The following is a 22,007-nucleotide window of genomic DNA, read 5'->3' on the forward strand; positions in this document are numbered from 1 at the left end:
ATCTCGTTGCCACTGTTGCTTAATTTGCATGCGGCATAGTTGGAAGCCGTACTTGCGCGCGGTTTCGCGGCTCTTTAGAAGTGATCTCCGCCGGCACCCGCCGGGAACAGCCAGGTCGACGAATTGAGAAGGCGCCGCCCATGCCGTTGGATCACTTTCGCACCGCGCTGGTCATCGATGAGGATCCCGTCCGCGCCGCCGATCGCATCGCCGCTGAACTGATGTCGCAAGGCTGCGGCGGCACCATTGGCTTCGTCTATATTACCGACCGGCTGAACAGCGGCATCGAACCCGTCGTTGCGAGCCTTCGGCAAAAGACTGGCGTCGCCAATTGGATCGGGACCATCGGCTTCGGCGTGATCAGCGGGCGCGGCGCGGCCTATAATCAACCGGCGATCGCGGCGATGATCGGGCATTGGAGCCCGGATCAGTTCAAGCTATTCAACGGCCAGTCGCCGAGCGATGTCGGCCATTGGGCCGACAAGGGCATGGCGACGGCCATTGTCCATGTCGATCCGCGCTTCCCGTTCGACGCGGATTTGCGCCAGCTCGCGGCGACGTCCCGAGCCTATCTGTTTGGCGGGCTCACCGCTTCGCGCGCGCGTCGTTTCGATCAGTTCGCGGACGGCGTGACGGAAGGCGGCGCATCGGGGCTCATGCTAGGGCCCGATGTCGAGGTCGCAGTCGGCGTCTCGCAAGGATGCAGCGCGATCGGTCCGGTGCGCACGATCACCGAGATGGAGGACAATATGGTCACGTCCCTCGACGGCGAACCATCGCTCCAGGCCCTGGTGCGCGATCTCTCGGTGACGCCCGACGGCGATATCGCCAAGCTCCTGCGCTCGCTCCACGTCGGCCTGCCGGTTCCAAATTGCGACACCGGCGATTTCGTCGTGCGCAATTTCGCCGGGATCGATACCGACAAAGGCCTGATCGCGATCGCCGATCACGTCGAGCCGGGACAAAAGATTTTTTTCTGCCGACGCGACCGCGCCGCCGCGACAAAGGACCTTTTGGCGATGGCGCAGAAGCTTCGCAAGCGAACAGCGACTGTGCGCGGGGGACTCTACGTGACCTGCTGCGCGCGCGGCCCTAACTTGTTCGACTCAGCGACGGAAGAAGCCGAACTGCTTCAATCTGCCCTTGGCGATGTTCCGCTCGTTGGCTTTTTCGCCAATGGCGAAGTCGCCGGGGACCGCATCTACGGCTACACCGGCGTGCTCGCCCTGTTTTGACAAGGCCAGTTCCGATAAGGAACCCGCCCGCGATAGCGACTTCCACAATTGCTCCGCTCGAAGCGGGCGCTGTGCGGACGAATGATCTTGCCTTCCGCCCCCGACGACCCTGCTCAGGGGCGACGCCGTCCCTTCCCGCCAGCAAGAACGTCCATGCAGCGGGATTAGGCTCGCCAACTTACCGAAAAACCACAGCCACTCGATCGCGTCGCTGGCCCTGATAGGACCGCGCAGGCCGAATGCGCCGCAATCAAATTCAGCGAAAGTTAGGCCCGAAGCCGGATCGCATTGCGGAGGGTCGATCAATAGGCCCGGTTGCGCATGACTTCGAAGCAGGTCCGCAACAGGATGCTTAGATCCAGACCGAACGACCAATGATTGACGTACCAAAGGTCGAGTTTAACGCGTTCAACCATCTGATCGAGCCGCCCGGTTTCGCCGCGCAACCCGTTGACCTGCGCCCACCCGGTCATTCCGGGCTTGACGTGATGGCGAAACGAATATTTCGAGATCAGCACTTTATATTCATTGTCATGCGCAAGCGCATGCGGGCGCGGCCCAACCAAAGACATGTCGCCCTGGAGGACATTGAAAAGCTGCGGCAGTTCGTCGATGCTCGATCGGCGCAGCAATTGCCCGACCCGAGTGACGCGATGGTCGCCCCGTCGCGCTTGCTTGATCGTCGCCCCATCTTCAAGGACCGTCATCGTCCGAAATTTAAAAATGATGAAAGGCTTTGTGTTGAAGCCATTCCGGCGCTGGCGGAAAATGACCGGTCCAGGACTATCAAGTTTGATGACGATCGCGGTGATCGCCAGAAGGGGGGAGAGGAGCAGGATCGCCATCGACGCAAAGACAATGTCCAGCGCCCGTTTGAACGCTCGCTCCACCGGAGTCAAAGGCGCGCGCTGAAGCTCCAGCGACAGCATCGGTCCGCTGGTGGACAAGGCGCGCCGTCCCAGCACCGAGCGAATGGTGTGATCAGGCAGCAATCGGACAGGAAGCGGCGATGCCCGAAGCCGGTTGCGCACGGTCTCGAGAAGGTCCTTGCTGCTCCAGCGGAGCGCCACGACGAACTCGTCCACGCCGTGTTCGCGCGCTTCGTGGAGCGCGCGGTCGAGATCGATGAGCACATCGTCCGGAGAAAAGCCCTGGTTCGCTCCGACGGAAATGCGGGCCACTTCGTTCAAACCGAAATAGCGGAACAGGACAGCCGTGCTCAATCTCGCCAATTCCTCAGGCTCGCCGACCGTCACGACGCGGCGCCCCGCCAAGCTTCCAGTCGCCATCATGGAGCGCGAGGTTTTCGCAGCGACCCAACGGGCGAGGAGCAGCAGGACGATCTGTAGGGCCGCGGACGAAACCATCGATCCGTGCGAAAATTCGGTCTCGCCCTTCAAAAGGAACAAAAACGCGGTGACGAACAGACCTACCACCGCCCAGGTGACGAAAATGCGGCCCAGATAGCGAGAGGGCTCCAGCAATACGGGAAGGCGATATAGGCCGCGCGACCCCGCGACATAGACATAGAGAAGGCTATTGGCGATGCCGACTGCGAGATTGGCTTCGGTTCCGGCGCTCTGCCCAAACCAGAGATATTGATAAAGGGCGCCCCCAAACACGCTGGCTAAAACGATGACCGCTATATCCAGACAACCTGCGATGGTCTCGATATTTTGATAGGAAATGTCGAACCGCCGCGTGCTTCCCTCGGTTTGGACTTCCGGTTCCGCAATCTGGCTCAAGCGATTAAAGTACATTTCTCAACTCGCATTGTTCAGCAGGTCGCTTACCTGTCATTAAGCTACAATAAGGCGGAAAAATCAACCTAAAACCCGAAACCGCGGCTGTCGGATCCGGGCGAACCGATGATTAATGCTCGGTCGATCAGACGGATTTTGAAGCGTATTGCCTCAAAGCTGGCCAGCGTCGAACCAAATCGTATGCCGTGACAACAGAACAGAAATCACTGCGCGCATTTAACGATAATCACGAAATCGGTCAATTTGAGGGGATGAATTTTCGAGGCTGCACGAAACATGATCTTCAAAATTGCGAAGATTTTAGGCAGAATCATGCGCAAGAACTAAAGTCGTGCGATTTATCTTTGATTCAGTCAGCGCGAGATATGCGCTAGCGCACATTCAAGCGATGCAGCTTCGGTTCTGCCCTGAGAAATCATCAAAAATTAGAATATTTTCATGTTCTCGCGGGCCCCGCGGCGCCCCGCTGAAAATCGCTCGGTCGCCGCATGCGCTTCAAATCTGGCGCGGCCGCCTCCTCGCCAAGCGAATCGAGAGCCGCATCGAGCCCCATCCCGGCCTGATCCTGCGATCCCAACCTGCGGATGGAGACGGTGCGCTCCATAGCCTCGCGTTTGCCGACGACAAGCAGAACCGGAACCTTCGCCAACGAATGTTCTCGCACCTTATAGTTGATTTTCTCGTTCCTCAGATCGCCCTCGACGCGCAAGCCGCGCGCGCGCGCGGCTTCAATAACCTCGAAGGCGTAGTCATCGCCCTCTTGGGTGATGGTCGCGACGACGATCTGCAAGGGCGAGAGCCATAAGGGAAGATGCCCGGCAAAGTGCTCGATGAGGATGCCGGTGAAGCGCTCCAGAGAACCGAACATGGCCCGATGGATCATTACGGGCGTGGTCTTTTCGCTGTCGGCCGCTATATAAAAGGCGCCGAAACGGCCCGGCAGGTTGAAATCGACCTGCGTCGTGCCGCATTGCCATTCGCGTCCGATCGCATCGCGCAGAGTATATTCGAGTTTTGGGCCATAGAATGCGCCCTCCCCCGGGTTGATCGCCGTCTTGAGGCCGCGCTGCTTCAACACGTCGAGAACGAGCAACAAAGCCGCCTCCGCCTTGTCCCAAGCCTCCTCAGAGCCAACGCGCTTTTCCGGCCGCGTCGACAATTTGATGACGATGTCGTCAAAACCGAAATCTTCATAGATGGAGAGGATGAGGTCGTTGACCTTCAAGCTCTCGGCCATGATCTGCTCTTCGGTGCAGAAAATATGGGCGTCGTCCTGGGTGAAGGCGCGCACCCGCATGATCCCATGGATCGCACCGGACGGCTCGTAGCGATGCACGACGCCGAATTCGGCGATCTTCATCGGCAAATCGCGGTAGGATTTGAGACCGTTCTTGAAGATTTGCACATGGCCGGGGCAATTCATGGGCTTCAAGGCGAAGATGCGCTCGTCCTCGGTCTGAGTGACAAACATATTCTCGCGATAGGTCTGCCAATGGCCGGAGGTCTCCCAAAGCGCCCGGTCGAGCACCTGCGGCGTGTTGACCTCAAGGTAGCCTTCCGCCTGCTGGCGCCGCCGCATATAGGAAATCAGCGTTTGGAACAGGGTCCAGCCCTTCGGGTGCCAGAAAACCGCGCCCGGTCCTTCTTCCTGGAAATGGAACAGATCCATTTCCCGGCCCAAGCGGCGATGATCGCGCCGCTCCGCTTCCTCTAGCTGTTTCAGATAGGCCGCGAGCTCTTCCTGCTTGGCGAAGGCCGTCGCATAGATCCGTTGAAGCATGGGCCGGTTGGAATCGCCGCGCCAATAGGCACCGGCCACCTTCATCAGCTTGAAGGCGTTGCCGATTTTGCCGGTCGAGGGCAAATGCGGGCCGCGGCACAGATCGAGCCAGTCGCCCTGCTTGTAGATCTTCAGGTCTTCATCGCCCGGAATCGAGTCGACGAGCTCGACCTTGAAGGCCTCGCCATGAGTCTCGAACCAGGATTTGGCGGCGTCGCGGGTCCAGATTTCCTTTGTGAAAGGCCTGTCCTTGGCGATGATCTCGGCCATCTTCTTTTCGATGGCCGCGAAATCTTCCGGCGTGAAAGGCTCGTCCCGATAGAAATCATAATAAAAGCCATTCTCGATCACCGGTCCGATCGTGACCTGGGTGCCCGGAAAGAGCGTCTGCACCGCCTCGGCGAGGACATGCGCGGCGTCATGACGGATGAGTTCCAGCGCGCGTGGGTCCTCGCGGCTCAGGAATTCGACTCGGGAACTCTGGTCGACCGGGTCGCCAAGATCGCGCAAAACGCCGTCGACAGTCATTGCGACAGTGCGCTTGGCAAGCGATGGCGAAATGCTCTTGGCTATATCGAAGCCGCTGATCCCAGGCTCGTACGCGCGCGAGGCGCCATCCGGGAAAGTCACGGAAATCATGCCTATCTCCTTCATGCTCACTCGCCGATACCAATCGGCGTAAGCGTTGCTTGACGAAAGCGTCGCGCCAATTGGACGAGGCGCGCGCGCATTGTCTTATGCTGGCTTGGTCTTGTGTTGGCTCGAACGAGAGGCCCGGCTTACAGGAAAATGCGCCCGCCACCGTCCCGAGGCGCCCGCAAAGACGCAGATGCCCAAAGCACAGCCCCTTGGACCGGGCTTTACGGCTTTTGGCGGCGCGGCTCAAGGGCCGATCCGGCCGCGCGCCCGCCGCCTCAGTCGCGAACGCACGACAAATTGATCGGCGGCGGAAGCGCCGATCATGGCGACTCGGCCGCGGCGGCGGCTTGGCCTAACCCCTTCGAACCCAATGGAAGCGGCTTCGACTGCGAGGGGCCGCAACCACGTCCATCTTCACCGCAAAGGACATCTACGAAACATCATTATTAAATTTCAATACACAACAGTCGATAACTATGATGCCAATATTGGAAGAATGGCGTTCCTCTTGGCAATCTTTGCGTTATGTCAAACCACAACAGAAATAGCGAGATACATTTCAGGCAAGTGGATCTGGCGCCTTAACTATTGAAATAACAATGCCATGAGTTATCAGACGACAGCTTTCATTTGCTAAACTCTAAATCATTTTGCCCAGCTGACGCTCAAATGTGCGTATTGGCACATAATAAAATACGAAATACTCTCACTATGCCGCTTCCACACTCGGCAAATGGCCGGCGACCAGGTCGAAGTTTCGTTAGCCGGACCGACGGCCTCCAAAATTTATGACAATCTCTTAGATAAATAATCATGACCTCGAAAGACCTTTCACGGCACTATATCCGTGTCAGCACCTAAACGTTCCGCCGCAAATTTTCGGCAAACGCCAATGCTCCATCGCAAATAACTCAACAATTGAACCAACGTGGCAGCTATGACACCTTTTGCTGAGTGCTATGACGAACTAGACCTTGAAGCTGAAGAATTCCGCATAGCAGCGGCGTTTACGCGTCGCCTGACCGAGATTGCGGCGCTATCGAGCTTGCATGTTGATTCTTTTAACTCGCCCAATGCTTTGGATGCGCTGAGCCAGCCTGCGGTCCTGCTTGATCTCGATGGATTTGTCGCTGGCGCGAACAGCGCCGCCAGCAGTTTGTTCAATAATGACTTGCGAATCATGGATAGACGCGTTTTTGTCCGCGACCTTGAAGCTCGGACCAAGCTGCGCCTATTGATCGAACAGTTCAAACAGCCGGCGCCGATCAGCCCCCCTCCAATCGAGCCGATTATCGTGCCGCGGCAGGACAAATTGCCGGTCCTCTTGCGCGCCTGGCCCATCGACGGCGCGGCGCGCTGGCCATCGCCGGACGTCCGCGCTGTCCTCACGATGAATGCCTTGGGACCAAGACCAGGACCTCCCGCCGCAATCCTGGCCAAGGCTTTCGGCCTCACGCCCGCCGAAGCGAAACTTGCCTGCATTATCGCGCGCGGAGCCGGTCCCGAAATCGCCGCCATGGAGCTCAAAATATCGCGCGAGACGGCGCGCAATCAATTGAAGTCCATATTTGCGAAAACCGACACCCATCGGCAAAGCGAACTCGTCGCATTGCTCTTGCAAGTCCAATAATAACGGCCCAATTCCAGTGAGACCGCAGCGCCAGAGATGACGGCCGCGCCTCTCTTGGCTTCTTTCATTCTTGTTGGTCTATAGTTTCAATAGCATAACTAAAGTGAAATTCTTGCGATTGAAGCGATCGCTGATGACATCATGAATCAATTCGACGACATCCTCTTTGCAGTGGCGGCGCCATCGTTCCATTGCGTAAGAGAATATCTATAATTGTATTTTGGACCTTATTAAACTCATTGCGAAATAGCTGAAAATAAACTTCGTCGTTTTCATAATCGAGCATGCGCCACGCCTTGGTGAGCGCGCCGCAAAGACAATAAGAAGCGGCGGCCCATCGCACGGTGCGGATTTGCAAATGGCCAAAGGGAGGCCGGGCGCGCGGCCAAGAGCGGACATGGACGCCATTGGCGCTGGAAATTCGTCAAGGTCAAGTTAATCCGGCTTTTTCTTCGGCGGGAAATGCTCTAATAGCCAAGTGCGAACACGCTCCTTGCAAGGCGCATGGCGCAAGTCTCGATCAGCGCCATTGCGTGCGAAGCCCCTTGGCGGGCCGGGAATTGGCGAGCCAGGAAAAAGCGTTGCTTTGATGTGGAAATCGCGTTTGTTTGGAGCAACGGCCGCGCCGACGCGCCCCTTCATTCCCGATGGGGTGCGCGTATATGCCATCGGTGATGTTCATGGCAGGGCCGATTTGCTGGATCAGTTGCTCGTCCGGATCGACGAAGACCTCAAAGAGCACCCCATAGCCAATGCCATTCACATCTTTCTCGGCGATTATATCGATCGCGGACCCGACTCGGCAGGCGTCCTGGATCGCCTGATCAGACGCGGGCAAACCCATCAAACGCTTTGCCTGAAGGGCAATCACGAGATCTATCTATTGGAGTTTCTCGAAAACCCGTCCATCCTTGGAATTTGGGGGCAATACGGAGCTTTGACGACCCTGCTGTCTTATGGTCTAAAGCCAAGCTTGAAAGCAGATTTAGGCGAGCAGACTGAACTCGCAGCAACGCTCAGCCAAACCATACCCCACAGCCACGTTCAATTTCTCACCGGGCTCCCAGTGTCCTTCACCTGCGGCGATTACTTCTTTGTTCACGCAGGCGTCCATCCAAATGCGCCGCTGGCGAACCAGCGGGAGGACGATCTGCTCTGGATCAGGGACGATTTTTTGTGCCATGAAGAGCCCTTCGAAAAGGTGATCGTTCATGGCCATACGCCCGTCAGGGAGCCGGATGTTCGAGCAAACCGCATTAACATCGACACCGGCGCCTATGCAACCGGGCGCCTGACTTGTTTGAAGCTTGAGCGCGACGAAATCGGATTCATTTGATGAACGTATAAAGGTCCCAATTCGCCAAGGTTGAATTTGATGGATTCTTCTGTCGAGACTCTGTCGCCATTTCGTCATTAAAAGCCCCTGCGCAGGAAAAGATCGATGCACTCTGGTCTTCCCTCCACCGCCTCCCCATCGTTTCGGCGCGGGCCAAGTCCCGCCGCCTCAGCCTCGCCGGTGAAGACGCGCCTGGGACTGTTCGCTTTTGGCGCAATCCTCGCCCTTTCCGGCTGCTGGCTTCTGCTGCCGGAGCTTATTCAACCCAAGACGATCGGCCTTCCGCAGGATGCCGCCGGGGCTGCGGCCGCGAGCGCCCACAAATCCGAGGCGCTGCTGGCGGCGCGAATCGGGGCGATCAGGGGCGATCTTTGGGCCGCGGCCGCCTTCACCGATTCGAGCCTTTTGTGGCTGGACCGCGCGGCGCTGCTCGACCGCGCCAATGCGGGCAGGATCGCGCGCGCGCGCTCCAACGCCGAGTCGGCCTTGGCGCTGGCGCCGATCAATGGCGAGGCATGGCTTTTCCTGGCCGCGCTGCCTTCCGATGCGCCGAGCGGCGCCGAGGGCAACGTCGCCGCGCTTCTGCAAATGTCCTATTTCACCGCGCCGAACGATTTGACCCTCGCCGAACTGCGCCTCGCGCGCGTGGCGACCTCCAGCGCGCTCGCGGATAAGGACATCCAGGAATTCATCAAGAACGACATTCGGCGGATCCTGGCCTACCGGCCGCACCTTAAATCCGCGATCATCGCCGCTTATCGCAACGCCTGGCCGCAGAACCGGCCTCTTTTGGAAGGTCTCGCGGCCGATGTGGATCCCGCCTTCGCACAATCGCTGCGCTCCGCCTCGCAGAAGTAGGACGAAGCGCGCCTCCCTCTAACGCCCATCCCAAATCGATCCCGCCGTAGCCGAAAAGGTCGCAACGATGAACAAGATCAAGGTCGCCAATCCCGTCGTCGAACTCGATGGCGACGAGATGACCAGGATCATCTGGCGCCACATCCGCGACAAGCTCATTCATCCCTACCTCGACATCGATCTCGAATATTACGATCTGTCCATCGAAAACCGGGACGCGACCGGCGACCAAGTAACCGTCGACGCCGCCAACGCGATCAAGAAACAAGGCGTCGGCGTCAAATGCGCGACCATCACCCCCGATGAAGCGCGGGTGGAAGAGTTCAAGCTGAAGCGCATGTGGAAGTCGCCGAACGGCACGATCCGAAACATTCTTGGCGGCGTGATCTTCCGCGAACCGATCATCTGCCGGAATGTTCCTCGCCTCGTTCCGGGTTGGACCTCCCCAATTGTCATTGGCCGTCATGCTTTCGGCGACCAATATAGCGCGACCGATTTCAAGGTTCCTGGCAAGGGCCGCCTGACCGTCCGCTTCGAAGGCGAAGATGGAACGGTCATCGAAAAGGAAATCTTCAAATACCCCGGTTCCGGCGTCGCTTTATCAATGTATAATGTTGATGAATCCATTCGAGATTTCGCCCGCGCCTCTATGAACTACGGGCTCAACCGCAAATACCCAGTCTATCTGTCGACGAAAAACACGATCCTCAAGGCCTATGACGGCCGGTTCAAGGATCTGTTCCAGGAAATCTACGAGGCCGAATTCGAAGCCGCCTTCGTCGCGGCCGGGATTGCCTACCAGCATCGCCTCATCGACGACATGGTGGCGTCTTCGCTCAAATGGTCTGGCGGCTATGTCTGGGCTTGCAAGAACTACGACGGCGACGTTCAGTCCGACACCGTGGCGCAGGGCTTCGGCTCGCTCGGTCTGATGACGTCCGTGCTGATGAGCCCGGACGGCAGAACCGTCGAAGCCGAGGCCGCGCATGGCACGGTGACGCGCCACTTCCGCGAGCATCAGAAAGGCAAGGAAACCTCAACCAATTCGATCGCCTCGATTTTCGCCTGGACGCGCGGCCTCGCGCATCGGGCCAAGCTCGACGGCAATCCCGACCTCGCCAAATTCGCCCAGACCCTCGAAACCGTCTGCGTCGCGACCGTCGAGGCGGGCTTCATGACCAAGGACCTTGCCCTCCTCGTCGGCGCCGACCAGCCTTGGCTCTCGACGACCGGATTTCTCGATAAGATCGACGAGAATTTGCGCAACGCCATGGCTTAAGGCGCCGCCCCAGCGCTGCGCTCTTGGACGCCAAGAGCATATTCCGAACGGATTGGTTCAATCTGTTCGACGAGAATATGCTCAGACTCTTTAACACTGGAGCGATTTCTGATCGATCGAATGACTCCCTTCGATCGGAAAGCGCTGCGTCATTGTCGGCGTCCTGCGACGGCGCAGGCACCCTCGCGCCCGGGCAAACCGGAACGATCGCGCGCTCGGGCCGATGAAACGGCAAGTAAAAGCACTGGTCCCGCACGGCGTTTCGACGATGAGGAAACGCAGGCCGAGCCCATCCAATAGGAAAGTGCTTGAACCCCAATCAAAAATGGAATGCGGCCCTTCCAGCACGCGCCACTTGCTTCGATGCGAAAGCTGGACCCGAAAGCTCGTTTAGGCGTTACAGAGTGGATGCGCTCGGCCGCCGCCTATTGTTCGTCCCGTGATTGTATAAAGGCGAGGCTGTGGTTATAAGGGCATCGATTTAGGGTTTGGGGAGACTCGCAAGTGCCTGCCGAACTGATCGAAGATAATTATAGACCGTCGGAAGACGAGCCATTCATGAACGATCGCCAACGCGATTATTTTCGTCGCAAATTAATTGGCTGGAAGGAAGATATTTTACGCGAGAGCCGCGAAACACTGGCGATCCTGCAAAGCGAGAATGAAAACCATCCGGATCTGGCCGATCGCGCCTCTTCCGAAACTGACAGAGCCATTGAATTACGGGCGCGCGACCGCCAGCGCAAGCTAATTGCAAAGATCGAGGCGGCCCTCGGGCGACTCGACGATGGCACCTATGGCTATTGCGAGGAAACCGGCGACCCGATTGCATTGAAACGTCTCGACGCCAGGCCGATTGCAACCCTGTCGGTCGAGGCGCAGGAGCGCCATGAAAGGCGCGAGCGCGTCTACCGCGACAGCTAGAGCGCCTCCCGATCAGGTGAAATCATCTGATCGAACAGGAATCGCTTAGATTTCAAAGGGTTGAAGCATGTTCTGATCGAAAAAGGCGGTCAACTTTTTTAAGAACATGCTCTCGAAGCGCTTCCCGATCAGGTGGAATCATCTGATCGGGAAGGAGCCGCTCCGATGCTCAGGTCCCGCCGGTCATTTGCCAGGCCCGCGGCCTAGGAGCTTCGCCATTTCCTCCTCGAGCGAATCGATCGGATCCCTTACTGGAGCGGCCGCGGCGCCCTCAAGCGGCTCGGCGCCGATCACGCTTGCGGCGGGGGCCGGCTCGGGCAACGGGGACTTGCTTTGCGGCTCGGCCTCGACCTCGGCCTTTAACTCGGGGACCTTAGGCTCAGCGAGCTTTGGCTCGGCAGCCTTTAACTCGATTTGAGCGGCATCGGGTGAAACAGGCGCAGGTTCCGATGTGGGCGCCGGCGTGGAAGCACGCGCTGTGGGGGGAGCGGCCGGCGTCGGCTCGCTAATCGGCGCTGGCGCTTCGGCGCCGATCGGCGGCGCAGTTGGTTTGGCGGCTGCGTCAGCGGCAAGTTGGCGCGGCGGCGAAGGCCGCAGAAATGGGGTCGCCAGCGGAGCGCGTGGAAACCCGCTTGATGGATTTGCGCCGCCATCTGGTTTTTGGGGGAAATCGGAGCGTCCAAACGATGGCTCGCGCTGAGGCGACGCGCGTTGCGGCAGCGGCGGCGATGCCGGCGGAGCGCGCCTTGGAGGCAATGGAAAAACCGGGGGCCTCGGCGCTGGCGCGACGACCGTCGGCGCGGAAGGCGCCTCGTCAAAGGCCGCCGCCGGCGTCAGCTCGGCGTCAGGCTCCGGCGCGGTGGGGAATGGCGTCTTGCGCTGCGGCTGGCTTACCGGCTGCGGCGGCCGAGGCGCATCAAACTCGGATGGCCAAGCCCCCCCGGCCAGCCCCTGCGCCGCCTCTCTTGGCTCCTTGTCGCGCATCCTGCCCTCGCGGATTTCCGCGCGAATGATTTCCGATTCGATCACAAGGTCGTTGGGGCCGCCAATCATGATGAGATGTTCGACATTGTCGCGTCGGACGATCACGAGCTGGCGCTGCCGGTCCAGATCAAAGGCGTCGACAATTCCAAGGCGCGGCAACCGCGCCCTGCCGTTTCTCGGCATCCTCAGCCGGTGGCCGACGGCGAGCCGAAAAATCAATAAGATAAGGGCGACGGCCACCAGTAAAGCAATCGCCGCGGCGATAAACATCAAAGGCTTGTTCTCGAAAATGTTGTCGCTCAAGGCCAGCATTGCGGCGGCTCACCTAAAAAATGCAGATCGCCCCGCAAACTCCTTCGCAGCCCAATCAGCCACACGGAGGGAAGCGAGCCAATGGTTACCGCAATTCATCAAAAAATAGAACCCGCTCAATTCAGCTCGGGCGACGAGAGCATTTCCCATCAGCGGAGCCGTTTCGCGTGCGGCCGTGATGCGGGTGACGCGGGCCCCAACCAAATTGGGACAGGATTTACAGTTCCTGCTGCGGCGATCCCGACCCGGGGTCAGCTATCGATATGTTGGCTGCACTCCAACCCATCGACCCATTTCCTCCCGGGGCGACGCGCGCCCCAGGCTCGCATTGTCCTGGCCCTTGCGGCCCGCCCCGGCCTCACCTGCCGGGAGTCGAGAAATTCCCAGGGCCCTCGGGATGCATCGGGCTTGCGCCAAGTCCCATGCGCCCGCGAGTTCCGGATTCATCGTAACGGTATCGGTCCCAGGCATCGACCGATCGGCCTTCGGCAAGCCAACCCGGCGGCGGATACGGCGGCGTTGGATAGCCGTAATAACCCTGTGGCGGATTCGTCTGCGCAAGCAATGCGCCGGAACCTGCGGCCAAGGCCATCGCCGCGACGACCAGTCTAATCGAAGGCTTCATTCCATCCTCTCCTCAAAGTCAGCGCACGCCGTTTGCGCGCGCGCGGCGCTCCTTCCTCCAACCTGCCGGGGCTCGAGAAGTTCCATTTGGCGTTGGAGATAAGCTGAATCTTTGCCTGCGCGAAGTCTTCGACGCGACGGCATTTTCGCCTTGGCCTCCATAAACGCGGCCGGCCTAAGAATGGTGGGCGAAGACGTGGCGAAGCGCTTGCCGTTCGAGGGCCGCAATCCACAAGCCGTTCGAGGGCGGCCACTGGTCAGGATTGCAAAGAGAGCCCGTGCGCCGCATGCTGCGGAAGCGGCGCGCCTCGATCGCGGCCCGCCGGCCTTGCAAAGCCGGAAAAGACTTTCCTCCAGCCGACCCGCGCCGGGACAGCCTCGGCCAGGGTCAAGATGATCCGACCAGGGCGCGCCAGCCGGCTTGGAGCGCCTCCCGATCAGACGGAATCATCTGATCGAACAGGAGTCGCTTAGATTCAAGAAGTTAGAACATGTTCTGATCGAAAAATTCGATCAACTTTTTCGGAACATGCTCTAGAACGATGCGCTACCCTTCGCTATCCCCGGGTGAAACATAATGAGCGACCAGCCGATTCCCGCGACGCTCGACCGGACCGAACGGGCCGGCAGTCCCGGCCTCGTTCTCATGTTCGCCCTCTTTCTAGCGGGCGCCGCGGCCGCCTTTTCCCTGTTGCCGAAAGAAGAGGCCGGCACTCTTGTGATCGTCCTGCTGGCGCTTCTGGCCATTGTCGGCATTTTCGCCTTGTTCGCCTTCGCGGTCGGGATTCTTCAATTTTCCGGCCAATCCTCGAAAAACGACGTTACGAAGGTGATCTGCGACGGCAATCCGGAAGGCCTGATCGCAACCGATAGCGCAAGCAAGATCATCTACGCCAACGAAACCTACATGAATTTGTCCGGCGCCCATGATCCCGCGGGCCTGCGGGCGGTGGAGCGGCTGTTTTCCGGCGCTCCTGACGTATCGGAAGCCGTCTACCGCCTCGCCCAGGCCGCCCGCGACGGCAAGCGCAATATCGAGGAAGTGCGCCTGTCTCCGCCTCTGTGCGGCGAAGGGCGGGTTGGATGGTACAAAATCAAAGTCCGGCCGCTGACCTTCGCAGGAGCGAGGCGGGCGACCCTTTGGACCGTCGCCGACGTCACCCGCGAACGCGAACGGCAAGAAAATGTCTTCCAGGAACTGCAGCACGCCATCGATTTTCTCGACTACGCCCCGGCTGGGTTTTTCTCCTGCGATCGGCGCGGCGCGGTTTCCTACATGAATGCGACCCTGGCGGCCTGGCTCGATTACGACCTGGCCCAAGTTGGCTCCGGCGGCCTCCAGCTCGCCGATTTCGTGGCCGGCGACGGGGCCTCGCTGCTCGCCTCGATCGCTGGCGGCTCCGGCGAAGTGCGCACCGAGCAATATGACATCGACCTGAAACGCCGCAGCGGCCAAAGCCTGCCCGTGCGCATTCTCCACCGCGTCGCTTTCGGCCAGGATGGCGCCCCGGGAGCCTCCCGCACCCTCGTTCTCAACCGCGCCCCTGGCGAAGAGCCGGCGGAAGATTTGCGCGCCGCCGAGGTGCGCTTCGCGCGGGTCTTCAACTCGACGCCGATGGCCATCGCCATAATCGACAATGCCGGCAAGATCGCCCGCTCCAACGCGGCCTTCGCGCGACTCATGCCGGAAGCTTTGAAGAATCTCGAAGGCGCCGCCAGCCGCTCGATCTACGCCGGCATTCTCGACCGCGACCGCGGCGTGCTCGAAACCGCGCTTGCCGCCGCCGCCCAGTCGAAGACTGATATTCCCCCGATCGACGTCGGACTTGCGGGAGAGGGCGAACGTTCGGCCAGGCTGTTCATCTCCGCGTCGGACGAGCGCGACGGCGCCGGCGCGACGATTTATGCGCTTGACACGACGGAACAGCGCACGTTGCAGAATAATTTCGCGCAATCGCAGAAAATGCAGGCCATCGGGCAGCTCGCAGGCGGGGTCGCGCATGATTTCAACAATGTCCTGACCGCGATCATTGGCTATTCGGACCTTCTCCTCGCCAATCATCGGCCGACCGATCCCTCCTTTCGCGACATCATGCAAATCAAGCAGAACGCAAATCGGGCCGCCGGGCTGGTGCGTCAGCTGCTCGCCTTTTCGCGCCGCCAGACGCTTCGGCCCCAGGTGTTGCAACTGGGCGACGTGCTCTCCGACCTGCAAATGCTGATGCGCCGGCTCGTCGGCGAGAAGATCGACCTCGACTTGCGCCACGGCCGCGACCTGTGGCTCGTCAAGGCCGACCTGAACCAATTCGAGCAGGTCATCGTCAATCTGATCGTCAATGCCCGCGACGCCATGCCCGACGGCGGCAGGATCCTTTTGCGAACCCGCAACGTCGCCGCGGCCGAATGCGCCGAATTCAACGAAAAGTCTCTGATTTCAGCCGATTACGTCGCCATTGAAGTCGAGGATTTCGGCCATGGCATCGCGCCGGAAGTGAAAGACAAGATCTTTGAACCGTTCTTCACCACAAAGGAGGTCGGCAAGGGAACCGGCCTTGGCCTCGCCATGGTCTATGGCATCGTGAAACAGACCGGCGGCTATGTGTTTTGCGCCAGCGCGCTTGGCAAAGGGACGACCTTCTCGATCTTACTTCCACGCTATGTCGCCGACGAAACCGACGCGCCGCCTTTGAGCGAACCGGCGAAGGCGCCCGCCGCCGATCTGACCGGCCATGGCACGATTCTCCTGGTCGAAGACGAGGAGGCGGTGCGCGCATTCGGCGCCAGAGCCCTCGCCTCGCGCGGCTACACGGTGCTGCAGGCCGCCTCGGGTCTTGAAGCCTTGGAAATCGTCGAACAGAACGAGGGAAAAATCGATCTCGTCGTCTCGGACGTGGTGATGCCGGAAATGGATGGCCCGACGATGTTTGGCGAATTGCGCAAACGCGGCGTCAAGGCGAAGGTCATTTTTGTTTCCGGCTATGCCGAGGAGGCCTTCGCCAAGAATCTCCCCGAGGGCGAGGATTTCGGCTTTCTACCGAAACCCTTCTCCCTGAAGCAGTTGATCGAGGCGGTCAAAGGCCGAACGGATTGAGCCCGCTCCAGGGGATCTTTGTCCTGAGGGCTGCTTTCAAGTCCGATAGAGCCATCTCATCGGGAAGCCTCGGATTCAAAAGGGTTGGAGCATGTCAGAATCGAAAAAGGTCGATCACTTTTTTCGTAACATGCTCCAAGAACGTCATCTCCGGGCTGCTTCGGACATGACCCTGGGTCCCCCCATTATTCGATGCCCGCTTCATGGTTGCGGATGTTCCAGGCCTTGCGGAAGCGCTCTGAAATTTCGACGCGATCGGTGAGCGGATCGCGCGCGGCCGCCAGAGCGCCGCGCACGACGGAGGCCTCCTCAGCGGTCAGAGCGACCGGACCCGCCATATGCGTGGCGTTGGGAAGCGTAAACAGTATAGCTTCGCGATTGGGATGTGTCTTGACTTCGACGATCTTGTCGGCGACCGGCCTGCCGCCGACGCAGACATTGCCCCCGATGACTTCGACCTTGCGGCCGTCGGATGTGTTTCTAATGAATGTCGTTTGCATCTTCTTCGCTACTCATGCTTGGTTGATCGTCAACTTCATCATCAGCTCGACGGATCGAGACATTTTCCATAAGTCACAATCGAGCCGCAACGCAATCTCTTTCCAGTTCAGCCGACCCCCGCCGCCAAGGCGGCGATGACGGTTCCGCCGACGGTCTCCATCGCGCCCAATTCAGCAATTTTGTCGAGATAGCGCTGCGACATCGCCTGTTCATCGCGGCGCAGATGAATGAAGGCCAAAGCCTTCAAAGTATACAGACCGAAATGGCCGGGACTATTCACGTCGGACGGTATTTGGCCGAGCTCCCAGCGCGTCCAATCCGGATCGAGCCCCGCCTGGCGCGCCGCCTCGGCAAGGCCAGCGTGGGCGATGGCCAGCGCCTCGTCCAGATTGCCCTGATAAGTGTGGATTTTATAAAGACAGAGATAAGTCGGCAGGGCGTCGGGCGCCAGCGCCAGCGCTTCGCGAAAAGCGAGGTCTGCGCCTGCCTTATCATGTCGGTAAAGCGACACGCCACGCTGCAAAATCTCATTCACTTCGGGCAGGACATCGCCGAAATCGATGAGATCATCCCTTATCGTTCGAATCTTGATCGGTTGGTTCATTTCAGCCATGCGCGGCAAGTGCACTCTGGAGATCGGACGGAATATCAAAACTCAAGCAATTTATATGCCTTCCCGCGGCCAAAGCTCACGGAAAACGCCGCGATTCACCATATTTCGAAATCAACTTCGCCCTACCCCCATTGAGAACATAAAAAGAACTTGCGGGTAAGAACAAACTGCGTACATTTAACTTCATCGCAGCTCACGTTGCACTCGATGCCCGCCTCATGCCAGAAGGAATGAAACCAATGTCTCAAGCGAATCTCCGCCTTGTAGAGGGTACATCCGTGGACAAGACCAAGGCGCTCGACGCCGCACTGTCGCAGATCGAACGCGCCTTCGGAAAAGGCTCGATCATGCGGCTCGGCAAGAACCAAAAAGCCGTCGAGATCGAAACCGTGCCGACGGGTTCGCTTGGGTTGGACATCGCCTTAGGCGTCGGCGGCCTGCCGCGCGGACGCGTCATCGAGATCTATGGTCCGGAATCCTCCGGCAAGACGACCATGACCTTGCATGTCATCGCCGAAGCCCAGAAAAAGGGCGGCGTCTGCGCCTTCATCGACGCCGAACACGCGCTGGACACCATTTATGCGCGCAAGCTCGGCGTCAATCTCGAAGACCTTCTGATTTCGCAGCCGGATACTGGTGAACAGGCCTTGGAGATCACAGATACGCTGGTGCGCTCCGGCGCGGTCGACGTGCTGGTCATCGATTCGGTCGCGGCTCTGACCCCACGCGCCGAAATCGAGGGCGAAATGGGCGACAGCCAGCCAGGGCTTCAGGCGCGCCTTATGAGCCAGGCGCTCCGCAAGCTCACGGCGTCGATTTCACGCTCCCAGACGATGGTGATTTTCATCAATCAGATCCGGATGAAAATCGGCGTGATGTATGGCAGCCCCGAGACCACGACGGGCGGCAATGCGTTGAAATTCTACGCCTCCGTGCGGCTCGACATCCGTCGGATTGGATCCATCAAGGACCACGAGGAAGTTATCGGCAATCAGACCCGCGTCAAGGTCGTCAAGAATAAAGTCGCTCCGCCGTTCAAACAGGTTGAATTCGACATCATGTATGGCGAAGGCGTTTCCAAGGTAGGCGAACTCATCGATCTTGGCGTCAAGGCCGGCGTCGTCGAAAAATCCGGGGCTTGGTTTTCCTATGACAGCCAGAGGCTTGGCCAAGGACGAGAGAACTCCAAAAATTTCCTGAAAGCCAATCCGCAAGTCGCCGAGCGGATCGAGCAGGCCATCCGGGAAAATTCCGGCCTTATCGCCGACCGCATTCTCGATCAGGTCGATGGCGTTGAGGGCGACGAATAATTCGGTGGAGAGCTCCTATCTTTCTGTATTGGTCTGGTCGCTGCATCCGCGATTGACCTGCTGTTGGCATTCTTGGCGCAGATCATTTTGGCGTCAGTTGTCTTGGCCTCGGCGGGTGTGGATGCGAGATTTCAGTCTCCGCTCCACCAAGGCCGCAAGCACTTCGCAATGTACGGACCGGCCCGCGCTGGAGGAGATGTTCCTGTCGAGCCGAAAATGCTTTAAGAGAATGTCGTCTCAAACCAACGGAAGCTCGAGTTCGCGCTTGCATTTGCCGCGCGGGCGCATGCCATTTGGCGCCGGAGCAAACGAGGTTCGGACGCGCGCAATCGGATGAACAGAAATGAATGGCGTCAACGAGATCAGGTCGGCCTTTCTCGATTACTTCAGGAAGAATGGGCACGAGATTCTGCCTTCGTCGCCGCTCGTGCCGCGCAACGACCCGACCCTCATGTTCACCAATGCGGGCATGGTTCAGTTCAAGAACCTTTTTACCGGAAACGAAAAGCGTCCCTATACGCGCGCCGCGACGGCGCAGAAATGCGTTCGCGCCGGCGGCAAGCACAATGATCTCGACAATGTCGGCTATACCGCCCGGCATCACACGTTTTTCGAGATGCTCGGCAATTTCTCCTTCGGAGATTATTTCAAGCCGCTTGCGATCGAACTCGCTTGGAAGCTGATCACGCAGGAATTCGGCCTGCAAAAGGACCGGCTTCTGGTCACAGTCTATTACGACGACGATGAAGCCTATGATTTGTGGAAGAAAATCGCCGGCTTCAGCGACTCAAAGATCATCCGGATCGCGACTTCGGACAATTTCTGGGCGATGGGCGATGCCGGTCCTTGCGGCCCCTGCTCCGAGATTTTCTTCGATCAAGGCGACAAGCTCCAAGGCGGCCCGCCAGGCAGCGCCGACGAGGATGGCGATCGCTTTCTCGAATTCTGGAACCTCGTCTTCATGCAGTTCGAGCAAGTCGGTCCCGGCGATCGCATCGTTCTGCCGCGTCCTTCCATCGATACCGGCATGGGCCTCGAGCGCATCGCCGCGCTCATGCAGGGCGTGACGTCGAATTACGATATCGACCTCATGCGCGCCTTGATCCTTGCGGTTGCTGCGGCGACAGGCGTCGATCCCGACGGACCACAAAAGGCCAGCCATCGAGTCATCGCCGACCACCTGCGCGCCTCGGCCTTTCTTGTCGCAGACGGCGTCACGCCATCCACCGAAGGGCGCGGTTATGTGCTCCGCCGCATCATGCGCCGCGCCATGCGCCACGCGCAGCTTCTCGGCGCGCGCGAGCCGTTGATTTGGCGGCTGGTTCCGGCTCTGGCGGACGAAATGGGTCACGCCTATCCCGAGCTCTTGCGCGCCGAGGCGCTCATTGTCGAAACGCTTCGGCTGGAAGAAACCCGCTTTCGCGAGACCCTCGCTCGCGGCCTCTCGATTCTCGATGAAACGACCCGCGACCTTCCGCAAGGCGGCGCCTTGCCTGGTCATGTCGCCTTCAAGCTCTACGACACCTATGGCTTTCCCCTCGATCTCACCCAGGACGCCTTGCGGGCGCGCGGTCTAGGCGTGGACGTCGAAGGGTTCCGAGCCGCCATGGAGCGCCAGCGCGTGGAGGCGCGCAAAGCCTGGGCCGGGTCTGGAGAAGCTGCGACCGAGACGGTCTGGTTCGCGGTCAAGGAAAAGACCGGAGCGACGGATTTCCTCGGGTACGACACCGAGCGCGCCGAAGGCGTCGTCATGGCAATCCTAAAGAATGGCCAAGAGGTCGAATGCCTTCGCGCCGGCGAATCCGGGTCCGTCATCCTCAACCAAACGCCTTTTTATGGGGAGTCGGGCGGCCAGGTCGGCGATACCGGCGTCATGCAAGCCGCCGGCGCGCGCTTTCGGGTGGTCAATACGCAAAAGAAACTCGGCGATCTTTTCGTTCATGAAGGCTCGGTCGAGCAAGGCGAGATCCGCTTGGGGCTTCCCTTATCGCTCGCCGTGGATCATTTTCGCCGCGCCGCCGTGCGCGCCAATCACTCGGCCACCCACCTTTTGCACGAGGCGCTCCGTCAGGTCCTCGGCGATCATGTGGCGCAAAAAGGTTCGCTCGTCGCCCCGGATCGGCTGCGGTTCGATTTCGCTCATCCAAAGCCGATCATCGCCGACGAGCTCACGCGCGTCGAGGAGATCGCCAATCGGGCCGTGCTTGAAAACGCCCCGGTGACGACCCGTCTGATGGCGGTTGATGAAGCTATCGGAGCTGGCGCTAGAGCGCTTTTCGGCGAAAAATACGGCGACGAGGTGCGCGTCGTCTCAATGGGCTACGCGCAGACGGCGGACGAGGCCTTGGCCGCGGAGGGCCAACCCTTTTCGACCGAGTTATGCGGCGGCACTCATGTCGCGCGCACCGGCGACATAGGCCTCATCACCATCGTATCGGAAACCGCGGTCGCGGCGGGCGTGCGGCGCATCGAGGCCAAGACCGCGGCCGAAGCCAGGCGCCATCTCAATGCGCAGGCGCAGCGTCTGCATGATCTCGCAACGCTCCTTAAAACCCCGGAAGAGGATGCGGCAAAGCGCCTCGCCAGCCTGATCGAGGAGCGTCGCAAACTTGAACGCGAGTTGAGCGAAGCCCGCAAGAAATTGGCGATGGGCGGCGAGGGAGTCGAACAGCCTTTGCAAGACATCGGCGGCGTCAAATTTCTTGGTCGCGCGGTGTCTGGGATCGATATGAAAGATCTGAAATCGCTCGCCGATGAAGCAAAGCAAAGCGTCGGCTCCGGCGTCGTCGCCATCGCCGGCGTCGGCGCGGATGGAAAGGCCGGCGTCGTCGTCGGCGTCACCCCGGATTTGACCGAGCGGTTCGACGCCGTTCAATTGGTGCGGGTCGCCGCCGCAAAGCTCGGCGGCAAAGGCGGCGGCGGCCGGCGCGACTTGGCGCAGGCCGGCGGTCCAGACGGCGCTGGCGTCGAATCAGCGCTTGCGGCGGTCTGCGACGCCCTGCGCGAAACCACCGCCGCGGCTTAATTGAAGGCCGGCTCCTGCAACTTAACGCGTCGGCGCTCCGCTGGTCTCGGCCCTAGGCGGCCGCAGCCCCCGGAGCAACAAGTTTATCTCCCAATGCAACTCA

Annotated in this window: 15 protein-coding genes; 9 read left to right on the forward strand and 6 right to left on the reverse strand. The window is 59.6% G+C overall.

The window, feature by feature from the left end; genetic code table 11:
* The first annotated feature begins 140 nt into the window (after positions 1 to 140).
* On the forward strand, positions 141 to 1,235 hold the full coding sequence (locus tag DL86_RS17275) for an FIST signal transduction protein (RefSeq protein ID WP_051953679.1): 1,095 nt from the start codon (positions 141 to 143) through the stop codon (positions 1,233 to 1,235).
* 302 nt (positions 1,236 to 1,537) lie between these two features.
* On the opposite strand, the gene DL86_RS17280 is transcribed toward DL86_RS17275, so the two are convergent.
* Together DL86_RS17280 and thrS are read right to left on the reverse strand one after the other, a co-directional pair.
* Positions 1,538 to 2,995, reverse strand: coding sequence for an undecaprenyl-phosphate glucose phosphotransferase (locus tag DL86_RS17280; RefSeq protein ID WP_036264207.1), 1,458 nt, complete (start codon positions 2,993 to 2,995; stop codon positions 1,538 to 1,540).
* Between the two features lie 439 nt (positions 2,996 to 3,434).
* A complete protein-coding gene (thrS, locus tag DL86_RS17285; RefSeq protein ID WP_084573020.1) occupies positions 3,435 to 5,417 on the reverse strand; it encodes a threonine--tRNA ligase in 1,983 nt (660 codons plus the stop codon).
* Positions 5,418 to 6,597: 1,180 nt separating this feature from the next.
* On the opposite strand from thrS, the gene DL86_RS20070 reads away from it, so the two are divergent.
* From DL86_RS20070 to dksA, 5 genes are all read left to right on the forward strand, one after another.
* Positions 6,598 to 7,047 carry a helix-turn-helix transcriptional regulator gene (locus DL86_RS20070; protein ID WP_156964728.1) on the forward strand — a complete coding sequence of 150 codons (450 nt, stop codon included), beginning with the start codon at positions 6,598 to 6,600 and terminating at the stop codon, positions 7,045 to 7,047.
* Between the two features lie 604 nt (positions 7,048 to 7,651).
* Positions 7,652 to 8,383: a metallophosphoesterase family protein gene (locus tag DL86_RS17300; protein ID WP_342585878.1), complete on the forward strand. Its 732-nt coding sequence runs from the start codon at positions 7,652 to 7,654 to the stop codon at positions 8,381 to 8,383.
* Positions 8,384 to 8,488: 105 nt separating this feature from the next.
* Positions 8,489 to 9,241 (forward strand): hypothetical protein, encoded by a 753-nt coding sequence (locus DL86_RS17305; protein ID WP_036264214.1) that lies wholly within the window; start codon positions 8,489 to 8,491, stop codon positions 9,239 to 9,241.
* A 67-nt stretch (positions 9,242 to 9,308) separates the two neighbouring features.
* A complete protein-coding gene (locus tag DL86_RS17310) occupies positions 9,309 to 10,520 on the forward strand; it encodes an NADP-dependent isocitrate dehydrogenase (RefSeq protein ID WP_036264217.1) in 1,212 nt (403 codons plus the stop codon).
* A gap of 558 nt (positions 10,521 to 11,078) precedes the next feature.
* The gene (gene dksA / locus DL86_RS17315; RefSeq protein WP_051953729.1) at positions 11,079 to 11,444 is read left to right on the forward strand and encodes an RNA polymerase-binding protein DksA; all 366 of its coding nucleotides are present in this window, start codon (positions 11,079 to 11,081) and stop codon (positions 11,442 to 11,444) included.
* Positions 11,445 to 11,627: 183 nt separating this feature from the next.
* On the opposite strand, the gene DL86_RS17320 is transcribed toward dksA, so the two are convergent.
* Both DL86_RS17320 and DL86_RS17325 read right to left on the reverse strand, forming a co-directional pair.
* A complete protein-coding gene (locus tag DL86_RS17320) occupies positions 11,628 to 12,740 on the reverse strand; it encodes a flagellar biosynthetic protein FliO (RefSeq protein ID WP_051953685.1) in 1,113 nt (370 codons plus the stop codon).
* Positions 12,741 to 13,098: 358 nt separating this feature from the next.
* Positions 13,099 to 13,365, reverse strand: coding sequence for a hypothetical protein (locus tag DL86_RS17325; protein ID WP_036264222.1), 267 nt, complete (start codon positions 13,363 to 13,365; stop codon positions 13,099 to 13,101).
* A gap of 576 nt (positions 13,366 to 13,941) precedes the next feature.
* Here DL86_RS17325 and cckA point away from each other — a divergent pair.
* Positions 13,942 to 16,455, forward strand: a complete 2,514-nt coding sequence (cckA, locus tag DL86_RS17330; RefSeq protein WP_036264224.1) for a cell cycle histidine kinase CckA — start codon at positions 13,942 to 13,944, stop codon at positions 16,453 to 16,455.
* 185 nt (positions 16,456 to 16,640) lie between these two features.
* Here cckA and DL86_RS17335 read toward each other — a convergent pair whose 3' ends face one another.
* Together DL86_RS17335 and DL86_RS17340 are read right to left on the reverse strand one after the other, a co-directional pair.
* Positions 16,641 to 16,955 (reverse strand): hypothetical protein, encoded by a 315-nt coding sequence (locus tag DL86_RS17335; RefSeq protein ID WP_036264227.1) that lies wholly within the window; start codon positions 16,953 to 16,955, stop codon positions 16,641 to 16,643.
* A 107-nt stretch (positions 16,956 to 17,062) separates the two neighbouring features.
* Complete coding sequence (locus DL86_RS17340; RefSeq protein WP_036264552.1) at positions 17,063 to 17,560, reverse strand: hypothetical protein; 498 nt, start codon at positions 17,558 to 17,560, stop codon at positions 17,063 to 17,065.
* Positions 17,561 to 17,808: 248 nt separating this feature from the next.
* Between DL86_RS17340 and recA the strand changes: the two genes are divergently transcribed.
* Both recA and alaS read left to right on the forward strand, forming a co-directional pair.
* A complete protein-coding gene (recA, locus tag DL86_RS17345) occupies positions 17,809 to 18,879 on the forward strand; it encodes a recombinase RecA (protein ID WP_036264230.1) in 1,071 nt (356 codons plus the stop codon).
* A gap of 343 nt (positions 18,880 to 19,222) precedes the next feature.
* A complete protein-coding gene (gene alaS, locus DL86_RS17350) occupies positions 19,223 to 21,904 on the forward strand; it encodes an alanine--tRNA ligase (RefSeq protein ID WP_036264232.1) in 2,682 nt (893 codons plus the stop codon).
* The last annotated feature ends 103 nt before the right edge of the window (positions 21,905 to 22,007 follow it).

Source organism: Methylocapsa aurea (assembly GCF_000746085.1).
In the GTDB taxonomy this organism is placed as follows: domain Bacteria; phylum Pseudomonadota; class Alphaproteobacteria; order Rhizobiales; family Beijerinckiaceae; genus Methylocapsa; species Methylocapsa aurea.